The sequence below is a fragment of the Sunxiuqinia sp. genome (assembly GCF_055140945.1).
Genome location: NZ_JBSQYS010000054.1, coordinates 1 through 22,733 on the forward strand (window position 1 = coordinate 1; position 22,733 = coordinate 22,733).

Consider the following 22,733-nt stretch of genomic DNA (forward strand, 5'->3'; position numbering starts at 1 on the left):
CAGTTCGCAAGTTTGGCTGAACGGCGATACTCGTTTAAAATACGAAACCAGCTTCGCTCATTCCAGATCACTGGAGCTAAACGGAGAGGCTCTTTTTAAGGTCAAAAAAGATAAAAACAACGTCTTTTCGGTAAAATCGGGCGACCTTGAAGTAGAAGTATATGGAACAACATTCAACTTTAAACATTACAACGAGGAGCAAGAAGCAGAAGTGGCACTACTTGAAGGAAGCGTTGGACTTTTCAGTAAGGATCAGTTTTTAACTCAAATGTCTCCGGGCGAGATTGCGGAATATGATGTAGAAACCCGCGAGACCCAGTTATCGCAAGGAGATATCACACAAATCATTTCTTGGAGTACCGATGAGTTAATCATTAACAATGAAACTTTTAACAATGTAATGACTTATCTGGAAAGGTGGTATGGAGTTGATATTAGCATTGACAAGAACGTTTCGATTGATCAGAACTTAAGCTTCAAGGTAAAAACAGAAAGCTTACAAGAATTGCTTTCAATCATCGATCACATTGCTCCTATAAACTATACAATTGATGGCAAACACGTAAAAATATCAAAGAAAATGTAAACTCTATGTAATAATCAAGAGGCCTACTTAATAAGCAGACCTCTCTAATCTATTTTTTGTTTAACCGCAAATCTGCAAAATCTCAAGCACCAACTTAAAGGATTGCAGAAATGCACAAAAATGTATGACAAACTTATGAAAAAAATGTCTAATTCAGGCGGAGATAGTCGAAGCATCTCCCCCTGGGCTAAAAGATTCTTAATTATGAAGATGACCCTAGTCTTGTGCCTATTTCTAGGCCTTCTTAGCAGCATGGCTGAAACCACTGCTCAGGAGACAAAGCTAAACCTTAAAATTCAAGGCGGCACCGTTAAAGATGTTGTTGAAGAAATAGAACAACAAACGGATTATTCGTTCATGTACGACAACAATATTTTTGATGTCAATCGCCAAATATCTGTAAATGTGAGTAACTCAACGGTCTCTGAAATTTTAGATCGTATAGTTGATCGTGAAAACCTAAAGTATGAAATTGTCAATCGGTTTATTGTTATTTCGGCAAAAAACCCATCAGTTACTCAACAAACGATTCAAAAGGTATCCGGAACAGTAACCAACAAAGGAGGAGAGGTACTTCCGGGGGTTACCGTAATTATAAAAGGAACTACCAACGGAACGGTTACTGACTTTGATGGTAACTATATCTTATCGAGTATCCCTTCGGACGCAACCTTAGTTTTTTCTTTTATTGGAATGAAAACGCTGGAAGTTCCGGTTGCAGGAAAGAGCCAAATTGATGTTAGCATGCAGGAGGAATCCATTGGGTTGGATGAAGTGGTAGCTATTGGGTATGGTACCATGAAAAAAAGTGATTTAACCGGATCGGTTTCAAGTGTCAGCAGCGATGATTTCAATAAAGGACCGCAATTATCAACTCAACAATTGATCCAAGGAAAAATATCAGGTGTAAACATTAGTCAAAATAGTGGTAAACCGGGCGGCTCAAATACCATTCGAATTCGTGGTGGTACATCTATTGGTGCATCCAACGACCCATTATATGTAATTGACGGTGTACCTATTTCAACATCTGATGTAGGTCAATCAAATGTCGGTAACTACTCTACAAATATTTTTGATCAGGAGCCAACCAACCCTTTAATGACGCTTAACCCCAATGATATTGAGTCGGTGAACGTTTTAAAAGATGCATCTGCTACAGCGATCTACGGATCACGTGGAGCGAATGGTGTAATCATGATCACCACAAAGAAAGGTAAAACAGGTCGTGCCCAGGTTACTTATGATGTATCTGCCGGTTTTTCAACCGTGGCAAAAACACTGGACGTATTGTCTGCTGACCAGTACCGTGATGAAATCAATTCACTTGGGCTACCCCTAAATGATCAAGGTGGCAACACCGACTGGCAAGATGAGATTTACCGCACGGCTTTCCAACAAAGCCATTACATTTCGTTAACCGGAGGAAACGACAATACCAGTTACCGGGCTTCCATGGGTTACGGTACCCAGGATGGAATTATGCTGGCTTCCAGTCTGGAACAAGAAAATATGAGGGTCAATATCAACCATAAAGCATTGGATGGTAAATTATCATTCGATCTTCGTATGAACTACGGACAAAACTTTGCCGACCAATCAGCAATTTCCAATACGGTGGGTAGTGAATTTGGATCGAGCATGAACTACGAAGCTTATGTTTTCAACCCAACCTATAACGTTTATGATGCGGATGGGAACTATAATCATGTCCCTCCTTTCCGAATTAATCCGGTTTCTTATTCTTCTGATGTGACCGACCAACGCAGCACTTCCCGCTTTCTGGGAAATCTTTCAACAACCTACAAAATCATTGAGCCGTTGGCGATCAAAGTTAACCTGGGGTACAACAAGCAGGCTATTGATCGTAACTCATACATCAGTAAAACAAATCCACAAGGCGAAGGATCGGGAGGATATGCGAGTGTTCAAAAGCTGGAAGATTATTCGAAACTGCTGGAAACCATTATAACTTTCGATAAGAGTTTCGGAAAACATAGTATTAATGCAATTGCCGGTTATTCTTACCAATATTTTAAAAATGATGGATTGCGAAATACTGCCAAAGGATTTCTATCTGATGAGTTCAAATGGTACAGCCTTCAGGCAGCTAGCTCTATCGAAAGTGTGACCAGCTACCTTGAAAGTAACAAGTTGATCTCTGAATATGGCCGTATTAATTACAATTACGACAGTCGATTTTTGCTAACGGCTACTGTACGTCGTGATGGATCAAGCCGTTTTGGTTCCGGAAACAAATGGGGTCTTTTCCCTTCAGGTGCTGCTTCATGGAGAATTTCACAAGAAGACTTCTTTAATAGTTCAAAAGTGTCTGACCTTAAAATTCGCGCCAGTTACGGTGTCACTGGGAACCAGGAAATTGGTAGCTACAATTCAATCTCATCCTTGGGAGCCAGCACATCAGGATACCTGATCGGAGGAAACCGGATTACGATTGTATTGCCACAGCAATATGCTAACCCTGATCTGAAGTGGGAAGAAACAGCTCAACTAGATATCGGTTTAAACTTTGGATTCTTCGATCAACGCATTTTTGGTAGTATCGATTATTACCGGAAAAAAACATCTGATCTCTTGTTACAAATTGAAGTCCCTTCTCCATCTCCTATCAGAACACAACTAGCAAATGTGGGAAGCGTAGAAAACAAAGGGATCGAGTTTGAATTAAATGGAAAGATTGTTCAAAAATCGGATTTTAATTGGGATGTAAACTTTAACCTCAGTGCAAACCGCAACGAGATACTGAGTCTTGCAAACGACAAATGGCAAGGGAAAGACATGCTCACAGCTCCAGCACAAGGACAAGGTTTGTCTGGAACCTATACACAGATAATTACCCCTGGAGAGTCGTTAGGCACTTTTTATGGACTGGTATACACCGGGACCGTTGATGGTGTGGAACAATTTGAAGAAGACGAACAAATAATTGGGAATGCACAACCTGATTTCACGTTTGGTTTGACCAACACATTTAGTTACAAAAATTGGGATATGGCGATTAATTTCAGAGGATCAGTTGGTAACGATGTCTATAATGCCACTGCAAACAATCTGGCCTATTTAGGTAATTTGCCTGGGCGAAATGTTCTTGTTGAAGCCACTACAAACGGGGTAAAAGCTGATCAACCCAAGCAATTCTCCTCCAGATGGATTGAAGATGGTTCTTTCTTACGTCTTGACAATTTAACTTTAGGATATAATTTCGATATCAGAAATACATTCATGACGAATGCAAGAATCTATCTAACAGGACAAAATCTGTTGCTTATCACGGGTTATTCCGGATTAGATCCTGAAGTAAACTCAGATGTCTCTGGAGGTTCAGGGGTTCTCCCATTGGGGATCGACTACCTGGCCTATCCAAAAGCTAAAACCATTAGTATTGGTGCAAATATCACTTTCTAATAGCTAATTGAATTAATAAAGAACAGAACGAGATGAAAAACAAAATATTTAAACTCAAATTGTTAGTGCTCTTGACCATTGTTTTAGGAGCTTGCACCAACTTAGATGAAGAATTTTACGGCAGACTTTCTCCTGATAATTACTATAATACGCCAGAAGAGGCTTTGTCTTCGGTAGTTGGAGTATACGAGAAGTTTTCAAGTTTTGCCAATATCGGCGACGTATTTCGTCCGGAAGAATTTGGGACAGATGAATTCTTTGTGCCGGGCAGAACAAGTGGAGGTTGGTTTAGTCAGGATAATATTGATATTATGCGACACCAAACTGCTGCAAACAATGGAACTATTTTGAGAGCATGGAATTATGTTTTCCCAATGATCGGAACCTCGAATGCAGTCATTGAGAGTTTGGAATCATCTCCCAGTGCGGAGAATTTCAAAGGGCTGATTGCTGAAACGAAAGCCATGCGAGCCTATGGATACTTTTACGCCATGGATCTTTGGGGTAATATTCCGATCTTTACTGATGCAAGGGTTGACCCTAACAATCTGCCAGCAACCAATTCGCGATCAGAAGTTTTCGAATTTGTTGTTACTGAACTGAAAGCAGCAGCAGAGAACCTACCTTCAGTTAATGATGTTGATCGTGCAGCTTATTACCCACGATTGACCAAAGAAGCTGTTTATTCAGCTTTGGCAATGGTTTATTTGAATGCCGAAGTGTATTCTGGTACCGCTCATTGGGCTGATGTGATTGATATGTGCGACAAGGTGATCAATTCAAACGCCTTTGAATTGGAACCAAGTGTTGGAGATGTATTCCTTTCCACCAATGAAAATAATCATGAAGTCATTCTTGCATTTTCGATGGATCCGACTAAGAACGCGGGTAATAATCAATTTATTCTTTACACAAATCCTGCATTGGATAAGTTGAAGTACAACCTGCCCTTTTCTCCTGCGGGTGGTTATAGTACTGATACAATAGCATTGAACAGGTATGAAGATATTGATGAGAGAAGAGGGCTTATTGATCATGGTCCACAATACTATTTGGATGGAGTAACTCCCTTAGCTGACGCCGACGGCAATCAACTCATATTAGTTCCACTAACAAGTATTACTGCCGCCGAAGATAATGAGGGTTTTAAAGTAACGAAGTATTCGCCTATCGGAGCAAAATGGTCTGGATATAACGCAGATAATGACCTTGTTTTGATGAGATATGCTGACATCCTTTTAATGAAGGCGGAAGCACTTTTCAGAACCGATAAAGCATCAGAGGCATTGCCTCTTGTCAACCAGGTCAGAACGAGAAGTGACGCAACTCCTTTTACCGATTTAAGTCTAAAAAAGATAGAAAATGAGCGTGCTCGCGAATTTATCTGGGAAGGGTACAGAAGAAGAGATATGATCCGTTTCGGAAGCTACTTTAATACAACTTGGAGTTTTAAAGAAACGATAACTCCCGAATGGAGAGGAATCTATCCGATACCTGCGATACAATTGAGTAGTAATCCTAATCTTGACCAAAACCCAAATTACTAGAAATAGAAATTAGTTAATATTTGGTATTATCAGGGGACAGTCTTATTTTTGACTTTCCCCTGTTTTAATTAAAAAAAGTATTGGTTTATGAAACAAATGCAATCGATTGTTTTTCTCATTTTTCTGTGCGCCGCCAGCCCTCTATTGGCACAAATAGTTACGATTGATGGAATTCCGAAAGACACCGCATATACGCCTTATTCGGCCTGGGTTAAAATCAAAAAAGATTATCCCAATGTAACCCGTGTCTATCCCAATCTTCCTGAAGGAGTGAAAGCTGAGCACAATATCGTTTATGCCACATTGCCCGATACGCCGTATGGTAAACGTAACTTGCACATGGACGTTTTTCGTCCGGACAAAGGCGAAAAACTCCCGGCACTGGTGATGGTTTTTGGTGGCGGTTGGCGAACAGGAAGTAAAGAGGCTCAGGTGCCGATGGCGCAGCAAATAGCAGAAAAAGGTTATGTAACAGCAGCTATCGAATATCGTTTGTCGCCAGAGGCTCTTTACCCGGCAGCTGTTTACGATATTAAAGCAGCCATTCGCTTTTTGCGTGCGAATGCCGATAAGTATGATATTGATCCAAATAGAATTGCCATCACCGGAAGTTCTGCCGGAGGACAATTAGCAGCCTTGGTTGGCTTTACAGGCGAGGTAGAAAAATTCGAAGGAGATTTAGGAAATAATAACGTTTCTTCAAAGGTGCAAGCCATCATCGATATGGATGGGATTTTGGATTTCACGACCCCTTCGGAAAGTTTAGGCGACAATACACCGGGAAAACACTCAGCCGGATATTATTGGTTTGGTGCCAGTCTAAAAGATGCGCGTGATAAGTGGGTAGAAGCGTCGCCTATGATTTACACAGGAGAAGATTCGCCGCCCATTTTATTCATCAACAGTGCTCAGCCACGATTTCATGCAGGCAGAGATTCTGTAATTTCGGTATTGAATACGTTCGATATTTATTCCGAAGTGCATACCATTCCCAACAGTGTACATTCATTCTGGCAGGTTCATCCATGGTTCGAAGAAACTGTTGGTTATATGGTGAACTTTTTGGATCGGATCTTAAAAAAAGAAGAGAATTAATCTAAAAATCGCTTAGCAACAAGCCACCATGAAAATCAACTTCATCATCATTCTATTTGCGATTAGCAGTAACTTATTTGCTCAAAAAAAGGAATTTGCAGATATCCCCCGAGACACTTCTTTCAATGTCAATTCGTCCTATACGAAGTATAAAGAGTACTTTCCCGAAATCAGACCGGCAAATCCTGAATTATCAGAGAATGTAGCCGCTCATTACAACCTGATTTATGCCACTTTGCCCGAAACACCTTATGGTAAACGTGACTTACATGTTGATTTATTTCACCCCAAAGAAGCAGGCAAATACCCGGCGCTGATTATGGTGCATGGCGGTGGATGGCGATCGGGCGATAAATCGTTGCAAGTTCCTATGGCCAAAGCAATCGCCGAGCAGGGGTTTGTAACTGTGGCTGTTGAATACCAACTTTCGCTGGAAGCCAAGTATCCGGCAGCCGTGCACAATATTAAAGCAGCCATTCGTTGGATGCGTGCCCATGCCGAAAAATACAACATTGATCCTGATCGTATCGCAATTTCGGGCTGTTCGGCCGGAGGACAACTCGCATCGCTGGTTGGACTAACCAATGGCGTTGAAAAGTTCGAAGGCAACCAGGGATATCCCGATTACTCAAGCTCAGTCCAGGCTATTGTCGACATGGATGGCGTAATTAATTTTATGGCTCCACTATCTCTGAACAAGGAACGCCGACCTGACTCACCGGACGTAGAATGGCTCGAAGGAAACTTTTACGACCGCCCCGATCGCTGGAAAGAAGCATCGCCAATTTATTGGGCTAATGAGAACTCAGTACCCATGCTGTTTCTAAATAGTGGTTTTCCGCGTTTTACGGCGGGAGAACACGAATTATTTGGCATGTTAAACGAGTGGGGGATCTACAATGAGCTTCATCGGTTCGATGTGCAACTTCATCCTTTTTGGTTATTTCACCCCTGGTTTGAACCAACTGTAAATTACACCGTAACGTTTTTAAATAACCAATTGCAATAAGTTTAACCCAACGAAATTATAAATGAGTCGATACAGGAAAAAACCAATGGCATCAAGTTTGAATACCTGTAGGTAAATAAGGTCACGGACCTATTTGATATTTTCGGTTTCGCTTCTATCACAAATTGTTAAAGACTCGAAACATGACACTAAATTATTCGCACTACTTACACAATCATCAATATAAAAAATACACATTATGAAATCAATAAAATATGTAGTAGTTGTCAGCCTCTTTCTTTTTACAAGTTTATTCGCATCAGCGGCTTACGAAACGGAGATTACCGTTGCTCAAGACGGCAGTGGCGACTATACAAGCGTGCAAACAGCCATTGATGCCTGCAAGGCGTTTCCCGACAAACGGGTAACTGTTTACATTAAGAACGGCACTTACCACGAAAAAGTAAAGATACCGGCTTGCAACACCAATCTGTCATTAATTGGCGAAAGTGCTGAGAAAACAATTATTACCTACGATGATTATTTCGACACCATCGACCGCGGCCGAAACAGTACCTTTTACACCTATACTCTAAAAGTTGAAGCAGATGATTTTTATGCCGAAAACCTGACCATTGCCAACACCGCCGGTCCCGTTGGACAAGGCGTTGCGCTGCATGTGGTTGGCGATCGCAGTACCTTTAAAAATTGCCGGTTGCTTGGGCATCAGGATACATTGTACACAACCGGAGAAAAAAGCCGACAGTATTTCACCGAATGTTACGTTGAAGGAACAACCGATTTCATCTTCGGCAATTCAACAGTGCTTTTTAATGCGTGCACCATTCACAGTTTGGCCGACTCGTACGTGACTGCTGCAAGTACCGTAAAAGGGAAAGCTTATGGCTATGTTTTCAAAAACTGTAAGTTGACAGCAGCCGAAGGTGTTAGCAAAGTTTATCTTGGACGTCCCTGGCGCGATTATGCCAAAGTGGTTTTTATGAACTGTGAACTTGGGAAACATATTTTACCCGAAGGCTGGGCGAACTGGGGTGGTACAACCCGTGACCAAACGGCTTATTATGCCGAATATAAAAATGCGGGTTCGGGCTTTCAACCTGAAAAAAGGTTAGAATGGACACACCTATTGACAGATAAAGAAGCGTCTGAATATACAATAGAAAATATTTTGAGCCCGGTTCAGCCTGACGAACCAGCTGCCCGATCATGGATCAAAGCTCATCAATAACATTCAAAGCCGGTGTAATTAAATTGCGCCGGCTTTTCTTTTTTTTTGACTGGAAGAATTGTATTTTTAGATTCATCACCATTTCTTCTAATCAAATGAAAATAAACTGTTCTTTTTTTAAAGCATATCTCGTATCAAGTTTAGTGATTGTTCTTCTTTTAAGTGCCTGCCAGTCGAATAAAGATGTTCATACTTTAATAGACGAGGACTTTTCAGGAATGCCTCACGGACCTCTGGCTTATGATGTTGGCGCTCATACTGAATATCACTACCTCCCGGAAGCAAGTCCTAAAACACCTTGGATTGTGACAACTTTTCGCTACAATCTACCTCCTTCCTGGGAAGTGCGCCAAGGAGAAGGGCAAAGTCAACTGGTTCAAACAGCACATAATCCCAATAATCATTGGCACCCGATGGTGGTTACCGGATCACCCTATTGGACTGATTACACCATCGAGTTTTCGTTTCAGCCGAAAAAAGTAAGTAGCCGAAATGGATTGGTTTTTCGGTATCAAAATGATCGGCAATACTACTTTGTTGGCACTGACGATAATCAATTAGTTTTATTAAAAGTCGATCAGGGCAAAGCGTTTCGCATACCAAACGAAAAAGAATTAGATGAATCGTTTCTTATCTTCAACCAAGATTCACCAATCGATTTAAAAATACAGGTTGAAGGCAATCAAATCACTGTTTTTCAAGACGAAAATCAAATTATGACTGCTGAAGACAGCGATTTTCAGTCCGGCAAAATCGGACTACTTTCAGATTCCCCAACAAGCTTCAAGCATGTTCAAGTCACCACCTCTGAAGAGTTATACAATCAAGCTACAGCTCAACAAATGGCACAACAACATCTTCAAGACTCTCTAGTTGCACAGAATCCTAAAATGCACGTATACCGCCAAATGTACTTGGGAGAAGGTGGAGTAGGGAGAAATGTTCGTTTTGGCGATCTTAATGGCGACGGTATGGTTGATGTACTTTTAGGACAGGTCACCCATCACGGTCCCAAAGATCGAAATAGTGAACTCAGTTGTTTGACTGCGATGACACTTGACGGAGAGATTTTATGGCAGACCGGAAAGCCTGATCCCTGGAAAACCATGGTAACCAATGATGTTGCTTTCCAAATCCACGATATTAATCAAGACGGTGAGACGGAAGTCATTTACTGTAAAAACCAAGAACTGATTATTGCTGAAGGGGCAACCGGCAAAATCATAAAAAAAGTAAAAACACCCTTATCTCCAGGCGGAAAGGCACTTTCATCCGGACATAATAAATTTAAGCATATCCTGGGAGACGCCATTTACTTCCTCGACTTGCAAGGAAACGGATACGATTCCGATTTCATACTAAAAGATCGGTATAGTTACCTTTGGGCATACGATGCGGATCTGAATATTTTGTGGGAGGGAGAATGCCGGACTGGTCATTACCCTTATGCGTACGACACTGATAATGATGGAAAAGATGAACTTTTAACCGGTTACACATTATTCGACAATGATGGAACCCAGCTTTGGAGTCTTGATGATGAGCTAAGTGATCATGCTGACGGCGTTGCCATTGTCCGGTTCGATAAAAATGAGGCTCCCAAAGTTTTGTGTGCAGCAAGTGACGAAGGACTATACTACGCTGACGTAAATGGGAACATCCTCAAACACCATTACATTGGACATGTGCAAAACCCAGCAGTCGCCAATTTTCGGGATGATTTACCGGGATTGGAAACAGTCAGTGTCAATTTTTGGGGTAATCAGGGAATCATCAACCTTTTCGATAAGCATGGAGAGCTTCTCCATACCTTTGAACCCAACCAGTATGGCAGCATGTGTCTGCCGCTAAACTGGACAGGGAGAACCGAGGAATTTTTTATTCTGAATGCCAATGCGCAAGAGGGGGGTGCATGGGATGGCTATGGGCGCAAAGTTCTGGAGTTTCCTGACGATGGGCATCCGGACATGTGTTACGCGGTGATGAACATTACCGGCGATGTTCGGGATGAGATTGTTGTTTGGGATCCAAACCAGTTATGGGTTTACACTCAGGAAGATAATCCAATAACAGATCAGGAATTATATAAGCCAGATAGAAATCCTGTTTACAACTTATCGAACTATCAAGCTACTGTTTCGAATTAGTTGTTTTAGTCATACGCTTTATAAACTAAAAATATAACCGACAGAAAAGCTAATAAATGAGTTTTCAGGATAAAGCAAGTTTGGATCGAGCGATCGGGGAAAGTTATGTGTCCAGGAAATATCTATATCAAATCCTTTATAAGTTAAGCTTAGTGGAATTTCCAATTGGGTATTCATCAATCCAAACTCATCGGTATAAGCAGAATTGGATAAGTCACCCTCAATTAAGTTTGTAAGATTGTCATAGCCATTTAAAGCCACCGATTCGGTCCCAAAATAGAACGAAATTTCCGGTTCCAATCGCAGTTTGTTGTAACGACCAAACTTGAGTAAGGTTAAGTGGGCATAAAGATCAGCAGAAAGATGCTTGCCAATATTATCACCCAATAAAAATGACGCATTCAAACGGGTTCCAACCGACTTCGATTTGAATGTTGTTCCAAGGTTCAACCCACTGGTGTAGGTCGGATCAAAATCAGGATCATTATTGTGGTACAGGTAATAGTCGAAGGAAGCACGGTAGCGAAAAAACTTAGCCTTTTTTAATCCTTTACTATATCCAAGGCTAAGCACTGTAATTTGATACGCCGGATCAATCTGATCATACCAGGCTCCAGCCAGTCCTGCAAATAGTCCATTAGAATTTAAATAATACAATTGCCCGGTCATGTTGTACAGGTTTTCTCCAATTTCGCGTCCGGCATAAAATGTTCGCGAGTCATAACTTGTTCGCATGTATAAAAACTGCATGTTATCCTTAAGCCCGAATAAATAACTCAGTTCGTCGTCTCCAAAAACAACATCTTCAATCAGCGAATCCAACCGGTTTTCATAGATCTCTTCCTGCAACTCATTTTTTTGAGCTTTTAGTTGAAATGAAAACATTAAAATAAGAGCAAAAAGGATAATCTGTTTCATCCGTTTATAATTTATATTTTTCAAGTGCAAGGCATGGAACTCGCTTGTAATCATCTTTTTGAGTGTGAAGACCTTTACATGCTCGCTTCATGGTTCATTGAATTAAAAAGATTGGGAAAAGGCTTACAGGACCGTAACGACAATCCTGTAAGCCTCCACTATTGGGAAACGATATTTAATTTCCTCCTCTACCATTTCCTTGTCCACCACCTTTGCGGCCTTGTTCTTGACCATGTTGCTGGGCATTTTGTCGGGCATTCTGCTGACCATCTTGCAGACCACCTTGCCGGCCCCTTTGTCTCATCATTGCTTTTTGATCGTCAGTCAGACAGTCTTGCAATGCTTGGCGCTGAGCTTGGCGAGCTTGTTGGTTCGCTTCAACAAGAGCTAGTTGTTCTTCGCTAAAAGTAGCACGCAACGCTTCACGTCTTTCTTCGCGGGTCATCTCCATATTCTCAATTATTGCTAATTGTTCGGCTGAAAATGTTTCCCGCAATGCCTGCCGGTTTTCCCGGTTGTTCTGCCGATGGTCCTGCATCAATTCCTTTTGTTCGTCAGTCATGTGAATACGCGCACGCTCCTGAATCGGCTCATCAGTTACATCCTCGGTTTGTGCAAACACACTTGTTCCGGATAACACAATCATTACGGCTACTGCAGCCATCATTCTCATCATTGTTTTCATCTTATTCAATTTAAGGTTGATAATTATTTTCTTTTCACTTGCTAACCGAATAAGATCAATTTCACCCTACCTCCACAATCAACTTTTCTTGATCATTAGTTTGAATAATGCAATTGGACCAATTGAAGTACACCCACCAAGAAGTTTGAAAACGCTTGACCGATTCGAGTAAATCCGAAATTCAGGGAACAGATTGATATGAATAGCGCCTTTGAAGAATGATTTTTATTAAAAAGAAAAGTTTAGAAAAACAGTTGGCGTAAAAGGAATCGCTTCTGCCTGCAAGTTGATGGACAGCTCCTGATCATCGGGCACTTGAATAAAATTAGCATACTTCAGATTGTTGTAGTCAAGTAGGTTTAAAATCGACAGTCCTCCTTCCAGCACAAAGCTTTTTGTTTGCCAATTGTAAGTCGCTGAAACATCCAAACGATGGTAATCTTTCTCAAAGTCTTCGCTATCAGTAAGGCGCGGATCAGGAAAACCGGAACCATACACGTAGTTGGCCGAAAAGTGAAACGGGTTGAAATTGAACAAAACAGCTGTTTTTACTTCATGTCGCTGATCGTGCAAGGCTCGCCGATAAGTTTGTTGCTGAAAATAGTCAAAACGCTCGAGCGTTTCGTTCAATGTGTAGCTCACCCAGGCCGAATGAGCTCCAAAATCTTGTTTCAGGAAAACATCTAAACCTGTCGTCTTACTTTGTCCTTCAAATATATCTTCGAACCTTAAATTCCGAATATAGCGGGTTAGTCCTTCTGTCTCTTTATAAAAACCTTCCAAACTGAACGTAAAATCGTTCTGATGGTATGTCAATCCGGTTACGAAGTGCTTGGCGTCCAGTACCGGAACGGTTTCCTCGTCGCAAATCAGCCAGTAGTAGTGATAATTGCCATCATCGTCAATCAATGAACTGCGATTAATAAATTGGTTATGAATTCCGGCAGCTAGGTTTAACTTGAATGCGTTGGTCAATTGAATTCCAGCCGAAATCCGTGGTTGCCAAAAAAACTGATTCAGATTTAATGAATAACTGGTTCGCAAGCCCAGTTTCAGTTCAATCATTCGGCTCAACGAAATCGCGTCTTCCAGGTAGAAGTTGAACCGACTGCCGATATGTTCCTGCCGAACGATCTGTACATCGAATGAATCCTCTGCAAAACTCACCTCATTAAAAACAAAGGAGCTACCAATTGTCAATTGATGCTTTTCAGCCAGAGGTATTTGATTGTCAATCGAAAAATTTGCTTCCGACACTTCATTTTGCAATTGCTGATTTTTGTCAATTCGATTGTTGTGGCCACTGCCCATTCCATTGCCGTTGTTTCGTTGCCGTTCTAAAAGCCGAACTGTTCCAACTTCTTTATTAAGCGTAGAAAAAGCCCCCGAAAATTTAGTTCGCGCGCCCCAATCCCAATTCTTCTGATAAAAGGCCGACAATGCATACTGTTTGTTGTGTTCATGATCTTCGTATGTTCCGCGCCAGGAATCACTTATGTCTAAATTGTTGGAGAAACGGTCTTCGGCAATTAGCGAACTGATGGAATACATGTCTCCTCCGGAAGTTGAGCCGGAATATTTAAAATTCAGATCGCGAAAGTTGTAATCCGGATAAATCGTTTGATTTGTAATTGCGGGTGAATTAACTCCCCTGCTATTTCGGAACGAGAGCTGCCTGGAATCGTACAATTCGTAATACGTTTGTCGAAAAGCCACCACCAACGCCGAGCGCTTTTTTACCGGGATGCTTAACAAACCGTTCAGTGTCATGTTATTCAAACTCAATTTCAAATCCAGCTCACGCGTGTCACCATCAATGCCGGTAATATTTACCAAGCCTCCAACTCTTCCCCCGTATTTTGCTTCGTAAGCTCCTTTCAGTACCAGAATATCTTTTGCCATAAACGGATTGACTGCACTGATGTTGTCATTGAAATTTTTCATGCCGAACAAGGTAAAACCATCAAACAACACCTGTGTTTGTCCTTCGTAACTGCCCCAAATAACCAAGTCGTTCGACTGCTCGCCGGCAGCCAGAATGCCCGGTTGTAACCGCAAAAGATTAAATACCGAGTTGTCGCCGTTTCCGGGCAGGTACTTCGCCACCTGATGATTCACACGCATGACTCCTGCTTTATTCCCAATTTGTAACGATTTTACCACCCGGGAACCTTCCACCTGTATTTCCCGAAGTTCGTAGGTTGATGGAGTCAAAGGCAATACCAAATGACTTCCAGCCTTCACAACGGTGTCTTTTAAATAATACCCCAAATACGACACCCGGATATGAAACAGACTATCGGAAGCACTCACCAACGAAAATAGACCTTGCTGGTCGGTTACCATTCCCAACCCGTTAACCAACAGGTTTGAATAGGGCAATGCCTCTGAGCTTAACCGGTCCTTCACTTGCCCGCTAAGCAGAAATTTCGATCGGGTAGTGGTTCGTCGCTCTTGGTAAAACAAAAAAACCTCCCCGGCTTTTTCATAAGCAACAGGAAGATCTTTCAATAGATAATCAAATGCGTTTTCCGGTGAGCTGAAATTTTTATCGACACTTACTTTGTATTGAGCCAGATTTTCATCGTCAAAGGAAAGCTGCAAGTCATAGCTGTCTCGCAACTCAACCAGCAGTTCGTTCAATTGCTTTTGTTGACAGTTGATTTCAACTTGTTGTGCCCAACTTAAGCTTGTTGAAACTAAAAATAGAATAATGATGAGATATCGGTTCAATGCTAAGGATTCATGTTTGTCAGGCGAAATTCATTTTCTCCTGCTTTTTCAAATTTAATACCGAATGGTTTACAAACAAAACCTAAAACCTCTTCTACATCTTGTCTTCGGTTAAAATTACCGGTGTATTTGTAATTGAGCGTATCGGCACCATTAATTTCAACGCCATATTGTCGTTCAATCTCGTTTAACACCATGCTTAAACTTTTGGAGGTGAAGAAGAACTCCTGATTTACCCAGGCCATTTCCTCCCTTACATCAACATTTTCCTGCACGTTAAATCCGGATGAACTTAAACTGGCTTTTTGGTTGGGAAGTAAAACAAGCTTTTCGTTATTATTGTCTGTAACCCGCACTTTGCCTGTTAAACATGCAACCCGATAATCTTCATCACGCGAATAAATGTTGAAGCTGGTACCTAATACCGAAGTGCTTCCTTTGGAAGAATGAACCGTAAACGTGCTACCCTTCTCGACTTCAAAATAAGCTTCACCTTCAAAATTGAGGCTTCGGGAGAATTGCCACCAATACGGATGATAACTTACTGTTGAAGCCGCATTTAATTGCACAACCGACCCGTCGGGCAAATCAACAAGCAAGTGCTGCCCGGGAACGGCCTCCAGCGAAACCTGATAAAAGCGCATCAGGCCAGTCAGCCCTAGAACCAAAACAACAGAAGCAGCCACCGCCCAGCGAAAGACAGGACGGTCGGTTAAGCGAATCGTCTTCACTTCGTTCGAAGGCTCCAGCTTAGATTCCATTGTTGCCCAAATGTCGGCTTTCGATTTTTTATAAGTCACCTCCAATCGCTTGTTCAGACGTTCAACGTCGTCCCAGCTTCTCGGTTTATTGGTATGTTCATTTTTGTGGTTCATGATGCAAGTAATTTCTTTTTCAAATCATCCAGGGCATATTTCATGCGTTTTTCAACAGCTTTAACACTGATTTTTAATCGGTCAGCAATTTCAGAATATTTCAGGCCATCCATCCGGCTCATTAAAAAAACCACTCGCTGCTTTTCCGATAATCCAGCCAGAGCTTTTTCATATTCCGCTTGCAATTCCTTTTCTTCCAGCTCATCTTCGGGGGTCACTTCATACAGATTAAACGTAAGGCCTTTCTGATAACTGATTTCCAATTGTTGCCTGCGATACCGACTGATAAATTCGTCACTGGCCATTTTATAGAGCAGTCCAACATTCGGTTTTTCATTAAAATCAACCTGTTTTTCCCAAAGTTTCAAAAAGACATCCTGTGCCAGATCAGTGGCTAAATCCACGTCTCCCGACCGATAATAGATGTAATTTCGAATCCCATCAAAATACCTGTCAAACAGTTGTTTAAACTCTTGCTTTGTCAATGTCTTAAAACTTAGTTTCGAAACCAGTTCATTCGTTCTACTGCCATTCTCCCAGTTCAAAAAGTTAAGCAATATTCTCTGTTTTTCAATTGTTGACCGAATTAAATGCCATTTACCCTACCTTGCAACGGATTTTATTTTTGTAATTTCGATTCAAATTCAACGAATATGATCAAGTGGTTTCTTTTTGTCGTCTGTCTTAGTTTGTTTTCGGGTTGTCAATCGGCTGGAAAAAAAAGCGTGAATTCTTCGTCGCAGACTTCTCAACGTCCGATCGTGTGCCAGTTGAGCGACAGTTCAAAGATTCAGTTGGTTTTAGCTCAATATGCAGATTCCGCCAAGCTTCCAACAGCTGAGCTGGTTGCTGAAACCGGCAAGCAGTTTTTGGGAATTCCGTATGTGGCGCATACGCTGGAACATGGAGTAACCGAACCACTGACTGTTGAGGTAGATGGGCTGGACTGCACCACCTTTGTTGAAACAGCATTGGCACTTGCCCGAACCATAAAAAGTGGAGAGCCTGAGTTTGATCAATTTGCGAACCAGTTGGAAACCATTCGTTACCGCGATGGAAAAAGAGATGGCTACCCGAGCCGACTGCATTATTTCAGCGATTGGATTTTCAACAATCAGCAAAACGGACTGGTAAGCCAGCCGGCTGCTGAGTTTGGGAAACCGCTCGATATTGAAGTAAACTTTATGTCGACTCACCCGAATAGTTATGAAGTACTGAAAGATAATCCGGAACTGGTCAAAACCATTTCAGATCAGGAACAAGCGATTTCGGCACGTGACTATTTCTACCTGCCCAAATCAGAATTTGTATCCAACGAAAAGCACCTGAAGACGGGCGATATTATCGGAATCGTAACCAGCATTAACGGGCTGGATGTTGCCCACACCGGCATTCTACTTGAAGTTGGTGGTCGCATTCATTTAATGCATGCTTCAACGCTCAGTAACCAGGTTGTTATTTCGGAGCAACCATTTGCCGAAATGCTTGAAAGCAAAAAGTCGTATTTGGGCATTCTGATTGCCCGCGCGTTTGATTCAATTCGGTAACTTTTCGGGATCAAGGATTCATGAGTCGCGTTGCACTACTTCTGCCGCCTGTTATAAAACTTACAACCCTAATTTTTTTTATTTTTTTCGCGCTATAAATATCATGTCAGTTGTAACGCTGCCGTCCTGTTCCGGATAGTCTTTGCATTGTAATACAACATCTTCAAATCCACTTTCCTGTAATCTATTTTTCAGATAATCGGCCTGATGATAGTGTACATAAACTTGTTCTTGTCCGCTAAAACTTGTTGTTTCAAATCCCGATTTTTCATAGTCCCCTTCCATTGTGCTTATGTAAATTAAGCTGTTCGAATTCAGTAATTTATAGGAATCAGCTATCAATTTTACACTTTCGTCTTGAGATAGATATGGCAAGCAAAAGCCGCACATAATAGCATCGAATTTTTTCTCAATCATACCTATTTCTCTACAGTCCATTACACGAAAGTCAACAGTAGGATTATTGATTTTTGCTAATTCAATCATTTGGGGAGACAAATCAATCGCAGTGATATTCAAATCTGGTCGTTTGGTTAAAAGATACCTTGTAATATTTCCAGGGCCGCAAGCAATTTCGAAAATATCATTATTTCTATTGTCAATCATGTCACAAAACCGATCATAGGTGTCGTGATATAAATCCATGTTCATGAATTTATCCTGAAAGCTCTTTGCTGATTTGTTGTAAGTTTCAATTGTAGTCTTGTACTTATCCATCTTGGTGTGTTTTTCTCAAATTAGGAATAACGCTCTAGCTATTCGTAGTGTGGCGATAAACGAGTCTTTCTATGTTCGCCTATATCGCGAGCAATGAACTTGACCTGTTGGGAGGCTTGTCAAACCAATAATTAGTCCCATTTTACGTATTTTCGCCAGTTGTGTTGTTCTTTGAATCCCAGTACTTCCCGGATTTTTCGATTCGAAAACAATGCTTCGTGTTCCTCCAATTCTCGGGTAATAGGTACACCCGGAAAAAACTGATCAGCCAACTTTTTGCTGGGAATAACCGCGCCGTTGTGATCGTTTCCGGCATTGAAAACCTGATAACCAAGCTTATCTTTTTTCAAACATAAATCTACAATCTGTCCCAGATCACGCGCATCAATATAACAGAATGCATTTCGGCGGCGCACTTCGGGGTTTTTAAAATAGTGTGGAAACAGTTCAGCGTACTCGTGAGGTTCAATCACATTTCCGATTCGAAGGGCATAAATATCAAAGCCCGACCGCCGCTGGAAACTGCGTGCTGTTTTTTCATTCACAACCTTCGACATTCCATAGCTGTCCATGGGATCAACATCATAGTCCTCCTCTAAAGGCAGTACATGCGGGTTTGTTTGGCCCTCTGAAAAACAGATGCCGTAAGTGGTTTCCGACGAAGCAATAATGATCTTCTTAATTCCAAGTTTTACAGCCGCTTCAATCACATTGTAGGTGCCCATGGTGTTTACCCGAAAGGTTTCATTATCCGGTTTGAGCAAGATGCGGGGCACGGCAGCAAAATGTACCACCGCATCAAATTTTGGAACGCCATTACCCTGCTCCAATTCATCGATGTTGGCATACGCACTCATGGCATTAAACACTTGTCCGGAATCTGTAATATCAGCTACCAGATTATCGACCCCCGGATGATCCAGCGGTTTCAGGTCTACGTTCAACACTCGATGTCCCTGTTCAAGCAGGTAGGGGATTACGTGCTTTCCTGCTTTTCCCGATCCTCCTGTAAATAATATTCGCTTTTTAGTCATGTGTTCTTCTGTTTTATAATGATTTGATTTGCGATCCGCTAAAGATGTTTGCGCTAGACTCTCCATACCCTGAAGCTCCGAAAAAATGTTTAAAATACAAATTTTCTTTGTTAAAGAATAAGCCGATGTATGGAGTCATCAAAGGGCTGGGCAATTGCTCAAAGCCCGATTCTTTCTAGTACAATTACAGTTGAATGGCTGAAGAAGCGTAGTTTTATTTCGTGCCGAAAATCTATAATCAGCTTAAACCAGACACGGTTTTGTTTCCTGTGATTTAGCGATTACCAGCTGGGTTTTGTTCGTTATTTCAATTAAAGTCTTAAATCAATTAGTCGCAAAGTGTCTTGTATTAAATTGTCTAACTCACTAGCAGTAATTGTGTGTGGATTTATTCCTATTGATGTATAGTTTGGCAAAGGATTACCATGGTGTGGCATCCAAGAAACGCTATTAATAAGATTTAAGGTATCTATAATATCAACACGGTTTACATTATCCCTAAAATCCACACCTGATGTATTTAAAAATGAAATTAAGTTTCCAAAAGTACGCTGTCTGGTCATTGCTCTCAGCTCTCTATAAAATTTAAATCGTAGATACGACTCTAAAACATTCCTTAACCATCCAAAAACAGTGTCTTTTTTTGAGAGGTCGGGATTAGCTCTAAATTCTTCTAAGGCTTCGAGATGTTTGAAATAATCATTTTTTACTAATTCGTCAAGATTGCAAGGCTCTAATTCTGATGCATTAGCTGCAAAATTTTGTTTAATGCTTAAAGAACTTTTGTTTGCAATAGGAATGTCTTTGCCAATTGAGTGTAAGAAATATTCATTATGACTTAATACAACTACTTGTTTAAGGTCTTGCAAGGCAGATTTGATAATTCCAATGGTATAAGTTCGTCTATTGGAGTCTAGGCTGGATAAAGGGTCATCAAAAACCAATATTTTGTCTGAGCGATTTGGGTCGATATCTAGTTTTGACAGAAAGAATGCTAGTGCAATTGTACTTTTGTCTCCTTCGCTCAAACATTCTTTAGCACTAAGTGGTTGATTTGCGTCAAAAGATATCGGATTACCATCAATTGTAAGGGTATAGTTTATTTTACTTTGCGTAGCTCTTCCTTGTGGTGCAATATGTTCTACACTGTCAATTCTAAAGGGTGTTTTAAAAATAGTTCCTAAATAATGATTTATTCGGGTTTGGTAACTACTAAAGAAAGCAGTAGCTGCCGTATTCTGTTGTTGTATTAAAATTGGGTATGCTGCTGTTAAAGTTCTTAATCGTTGTTTCTCTGCTATTAGATTATTACAAATTTGAACAATAGGCGGCTCAAATCTTTTCTTAATTCTTTTCAGTCTGTCAACTTCCAATTGAGCATTTTGAATTGTTTGAATTCCACTTTTGAAGGTAGTTATTGCACCATTGTATACTGTAACGCCTTGATTATATGCTGTAATATTTGTTGTTAAATTCTGTAATGAAGTTTGAAATGCAAGTAATGGGGTTGTATTTATGGCACTTGTTGGGGTTTGTATTTTTTGCTCAACTAATGCAATCAGTGTTTGTAGCTCGGTCTGCAAAGTATTTCCATCTGAAATCAAGGAATTTATTGGTGCTTGAACTGTATTTGGTAAATGATTTGCCCAAAGGGAAATTTTGCTATTATTTGCAGTACAACCAGTATTTACAGCTTGAATTAAAGCCGCCAAATTAAAATTTTGAAGTGAAGTCAAATGAGTTCTAAGTCTTAATAGAAAAGCATTAAATTCTTCGTTAAACTTACTTGTGTATGCATTAATAATATCCATATTATTACCAATACTCTGTTTACAGAAAGGACAGTTTAATTCCGTTCCATTCTTAGATTCCTTGGAAGTAACATAGTTAAAACCAGATTGAAGCCAATTTTCTGGTGACTGAATGGTATTTTCATTTAAGTCTTGACAGTGGCTAGCGAATAATTGTTCTAATGTTTGATTTTGAATGGATTGTATTGTTGTCTGTAAATCTGTTAGTAAGGTTGTAAAATTGATATTTGAACTAAAAGGAGCAATTGGTGTCGTTAATTGTAGAGTTTGGATTATAGAATTAGCATTTGCGTTTGTCAGCCTTAATTCTGCAGCGGTTATAGCTTGATCAATTCCATTGGCTTCCGCTGATGGTATTGCTAAAAAACCAGTAATTAATTCGGAAGTCAAATTGTTCCCAACTTGCTGAATTAATTGTAACTCTAAGGCAGTTTGATTTTGTCTTGAATTAGCTTTATCTAATTTGTTTTGCTCAATTTGGTTTTGGATAGCAATGCCTTGAGCACCAATTACAAATTGATGAAGTTGTTTTTTGTGCTCTTCATTAAAGTCAAATCCTGAGTATACATTTTCATTAACAAAATGAATGTCAAAAATCTCAATATTTGGAAATGGTCTAGTCCATCCAGAGGCTCCAAAAGTATGATGGATATTTGGTGTTCCAGTTTGCGTTATTCGAGCAGCCTGAGGTTGTGTATATGCAGTAGAAATTCTACTTCTAATTATCGAAGGATTATCTAAGGTAAGTGACCTTAACACTGAGGTTAAAGTTGTTTTTCCGCCACCATTATCTCCATAAATTAAAGTTAGTTTATTAAAGTTAACTTGTCCTGAAGCTGTGTAATCACGATACTTTCCAATTGATACAAGTCTCTCAATTTTATTAATCATATTTTAATTTTATTATGAAGTACTATGTTTCTAACCTTGCTGCGAACTTGTTTATCTATAAGGAAAAACCTTCTCATAACTTCGATATTGGCCTGTAAGGTTTTTCCTTTTTATACTTCCAGGTCATCAAAAGGATTTTTTATATTTTTTAAACTTTCTTTACTCACGTGGGTGTAAATCTCTGTTGTTTTGCTCGATTCATGTTCAAGTATCGTTTTGAATATAATGCCAATCAACCTCTTGTTCCAATAAATGAGTTGTCTGGCTAAGTGTGATTGTGCATTGAAAATCCATAGTGTATTGTTATAAAGCGGAACAAGATAGCTAAGTTTACAGAATAATTAATTTTGATAGCGATAATTTAGTTTCATTCAAAATAAGGTCTATTTAACACCCCAGGGGGGTACATCGGAAGTGGGGCCCCCCACTTCGAACATGCTCGCTTGCACCCTGGAGATGCACCGGAGCATGAAAAACATTCAAGCGAGCACCCCGGAGGTGCAACGCCGCCTGATTTTGATTC

The 22,733-nt window shown here is 40.5% G+C and carries 16 protein-coding genes; 8 read left to right on the forward strand and 8 right to left on the reverse strand.

Annotated features, from left to right (window positions below):
- From ACTB00_RS18190 to ACTB00_RS18220, 7 genes are all read left to right on the forward strand, one after another.
- Positions 1 to 586, forward strand: a 586-nt coding sequence (locus ACTB00_RS18190) for a FecR family protein (protein ID WP_463301336.1), incomplete at its 5' end; no start/stop codon positions are given.
- Between the two features lie 204 nt (positions 587 to 790).
- Complete coding sequence (locus tag ACTB00_RS18195; RefSeq protein WP_463301337.1) at positions 791 to 4,012, forward strand: TonB-dependent receptor; 3,222 nt, start codon at positions 791 to 793, stop codon at positions 4,010 to 4,012.
- A 32-nt stretch (positions 4,013 to 4,044) separates the two neighbouring features.
- A complete protein-coding gene (locus ACTB00_RS18200) occupies positions 4,045 to 5,559 on the forward strand; it encodes a RagB/SusD family nutrient uptake outer membrane protein (protein ID WP_463301338.1) in 1,515 nt (504 codons plus the stop codon).
- 87 nt (positions 5,560 to 5,646) lie between these two features.
- Positions 5,647 to 6,654, forward strand: a complete 1,008-nt coding sequence (locus tag ACTB00_RS18205) for an alpha/beta hydrolase fold domain-containing protein (protein WP_463301339.1) — start codon at positions 5,647 to 5,649, stop codon at positions 6,652 to 6,654.
- Positions 6,655 to 6,682: 28 nt separating this feature from the next.
- Entirely contained in the window at positions 6,683 to 7,663 is a 981-nt protein-coding gene (locus tag ACTB00_RS18210; protein ID WP_463301340.1) for an alpha/beta hydrolase fold domain-containing protein, read from the forward strand.
- Positions 7,664 to 7,862: 199 nt separating this feature from the next.
- Positions 7,863 to 8,852, forward strand: coding sequence for a pectinesterase family protein (locus ACTB00_RS18215; protein WP_463301341.1), 990 nt, complete (start codon positions 7,863 to 7,865; stop codon positions 8,850 to 8,852).
- Between the two features lie 95 nt (positions 8,853 to 8,947).
- Positions 8,948 to 10,999 carry a hypothetical protein gene (locus tag ACTB00_RS18220; RefSeq protein WP_463301342.1) on the forward strand — a complete coding sequence of 684 codons (2,052 nt, stop codon included), beginning with the start codon at positions 8,948 to 8,950 and terminating at the stop codon, positions 10,997 to 10,999.
- Between the two features lie 18 nt (positions 11,000 to 11,017).
- Here the strand turns inward: ACTB00_RS18220 and ACTB00_RS18225 are convergent, their stop codons facing one another.
- The 5 genes from ACTB00_RS18225 to ACTB00_RS18245 form a co-directional block, all read right to left on the reverse strand.
- On the reverse strand, positions 11,018 to 11,917 hold the full coding sequence (locus ACTB00_RS18225; RefSeq protein ID WP_463301343.1) for a hypothetical protein: 900 nt from the start codon (positions 11,915 to 11,917) through the stop codon (positions 11,018 to 11,020).
- 175 nt (positions 11,918 to 12,092) lie between these two features.
- Positions 12,093 to 12,602, reverse strand: a complete 510-nt coding sequence (locus ACTB00_RS18230) for a hypothetical protein (protein WP_463301344.1) — start codon at positions 12,600 to 12,602, stop codon at positions 12,093 to 12,095.
- A gap of 228 nt (positions 12,603 to 12,830) precedes the next feature.
- The gene (locus ACTB00_RS18235) at positions 12,831 to 15,335 is read right to left on the reverse strand and encodes a TonB-dependent receptor (RefSeq protein ID WP_463301345.1); all 2,505 of its coding nucleotides are present in this window, start codon (positions 15,333 to 15,335) and stop codon (positions 12,831 to 12,833) included.
- A gap of 2 nt (positions 15,336 to 15,337) precedes the next feature.
- Complete coding sequence (locus ACTB00_RS18240) at positions 15,338 to 16,210, reverse strand: FecR family protein (RefSeq protein ID WP_463301346.1); 873 nt, start codon at positions 16,208 to 16,210, stop codon at positions 15,338 to 15,340.
- On the reverse strand, positions 16,207 to 16,767 hold the full coding sequence (locus tag ACTB00_RS18245; RefSeq protein WP_463301347.1) for an RNA polymerase sigma factor: 561 nt from the start codon (positions 16,765 to 16,767) through the stop codon (positions 16,207 to 16,209). The genes ACTB00_RS18240 and ACTB00_RS18245 overlap by 4 nt, the downstream gene beginning before the upstream one ends.
- A 96-nt stretch (positions 16,768 to 16,863) precedes the next feature.
- On the opposite strand from ACTB00_RS18245, the gene ACTB00_RS18250 reads away from it, so the two are divergent.
- Entirely contained in the window at positions 16,864 to 17,757 is an 894-nt protein-coding gene (locus ACTB00_RS18250) for an N-acetylmuramoyl-L-alanine amidase-like domain-containing protein (protein WP_463301348.1), read from the forward strand.
- Positions 17,758 to 17,835: 78 nt separating this feature from the next.
- Here ACTB00_RS18250 and ACTB00_RS18255 read toward each other — a convergent pair whose 3' ends face one another.
- The 3 genes from ACTB00_RS18255 to ACTB00_RS18265 all read right to left on the reverse strand — a co-directional run bounded on the left by ACTB00_RS18255 (position 17,836) and on the right by ACTB00_RS18265 (position 22,210).
- Positions 17,836 to 18,474, reverse strand: a complete 639-nt coding sequence (locus ACTB00_RS18255; protein ID WP_463301349.1) for a class I SAM-dependent methyltransferase — start codon at positions 18,472 to 18,474, stop codon at positions 17,836 to 17,838.
- Between the two features lie 131 nt (positions 18,475 to 18,605).
- Positions 18,606 to 19,508, reverse strand: coding sequence for an NAD-dependent epimerase/dehydratase family protein (locus ACTB00_RS18260; protein WP_463301350.1), 903 nt, complete (start codon positions 19,506 to 19,508; stop codon positions 18,606 to 18,608).
- Positions 19,509 to 19,819: 311 nt separating this feature from the next.
- Positions 19,820 to 22,210, reverse strand: coding sequence for an AAA family ATPase (locus ACTB00_RS18265; RefSeq protein WP_463301351.1), 2,391 nt, complete (start codon positions 22,208 to 22,210; stop codon positions 19,820 to 19,822).
- Positions 22,211 to 22,733: the final 523 nt, after the last annotated feature.

What these genes read in the sequence shown, in the direction of transcription:
- ACTB00_RS18195 (WP_463301337.1), top strand. Translation starts at nt 791, where the DNA reads ATGAAGATGACCCTAGTCTTGTGCCTATTTCTAGGCCTTCTTAGCAGC.
- ACTB00_RS18200 (WP_463301338.1), top strand. Translation starts at nt 4,045, where the DNA reads ATGAAAAACAAAATATTTAAACTCAAATTGTTAGTGCTCTTGACCATT.
- ACTB00_RS18205 (WP_463301339.1), top strand. Translation starts at nt 5,647, where the DNA reads ATGAAACAAATGCAATCGATTGTTTTTCTCATTTTTCTGTGCGCCGCC.
- ACTB00_RS18210 (WP_463301340.1), top strand. Translation starts at nt 6,683, where the DNA reads ATGAAAATCAACTTCATCATCATTCTATTTGCGATTAGCAGTAACTTA.
- ACTB00_RS18215 (WP_463301341.1), top strand. Translation starts at nt 7,863, where the DNA reads ATGAAATCAATAAAATATGTAGTAGTTGTCAGCCTCTTTCTTTTTACA.
- ACTB00_RS18220 (WP_463301342.1), top strand. Translation starts at nt 8,948, where the DNA reads ATGAAAATAAACTGTTCTTTTTTTAAAGCATATCTCGTATCAAGTTTA.
- ACTB00_RS18225 (WP_463301343.1), bottom strand. Translation starts at nt 11,917, where the DNA reads ATGAAACAGATTATCCTTTTTGCTCTTATTTTAATGTTTTCATTTCAA.
- ACTB00_RS18230 (WP_463301344.1), bottom strand. Translation starts at nt 12,602, where the DNA reads ATGAAAACAATGATGAGAATGATGGCTGCAGTAGCCGTAATGATTGTG.
- ACTB00_RS18240 (WP_463301346.1), bottom strand. Translation starts at nt 16,210, where the DNA reads ATGAACCACAAAAATGAACATACCAATAAACCGAGAAGCTGGGACGAC.
- ACTB00_RS18250 (WP_463301348.1), top strand. Translation starts at nt 16,864, where the DNA reads ATGATCAAGTGGTTTCTTTTTGTCGTCTGTCTTAGTTTGTTTTCGGGT.
- ACTB00_RS18255 (WP_463301349.1), bottom strand. Translation starts at nt 18,474, where the DNA reads ATGGATAAGTACAAGACTACAATTGAAACTTACAACAAATCAGCAAAG.
- ACTB00_RS18260 (WP_463301350.1), bottom strand. Translation starts at nt 19,508, where the DNA reads ATGACTAAAAAGCGAATATTATTTACAGGAGGATCGGGAAAAGCAGGA.
- ACTB00_RS18265 (WP_463301351.1), bottom strand. Translation starts at nt 22,210, where the DNA reads ATGATTAATAAAATTGAGAGACTTGTATCAATTGGAAAGTATCGTGAT.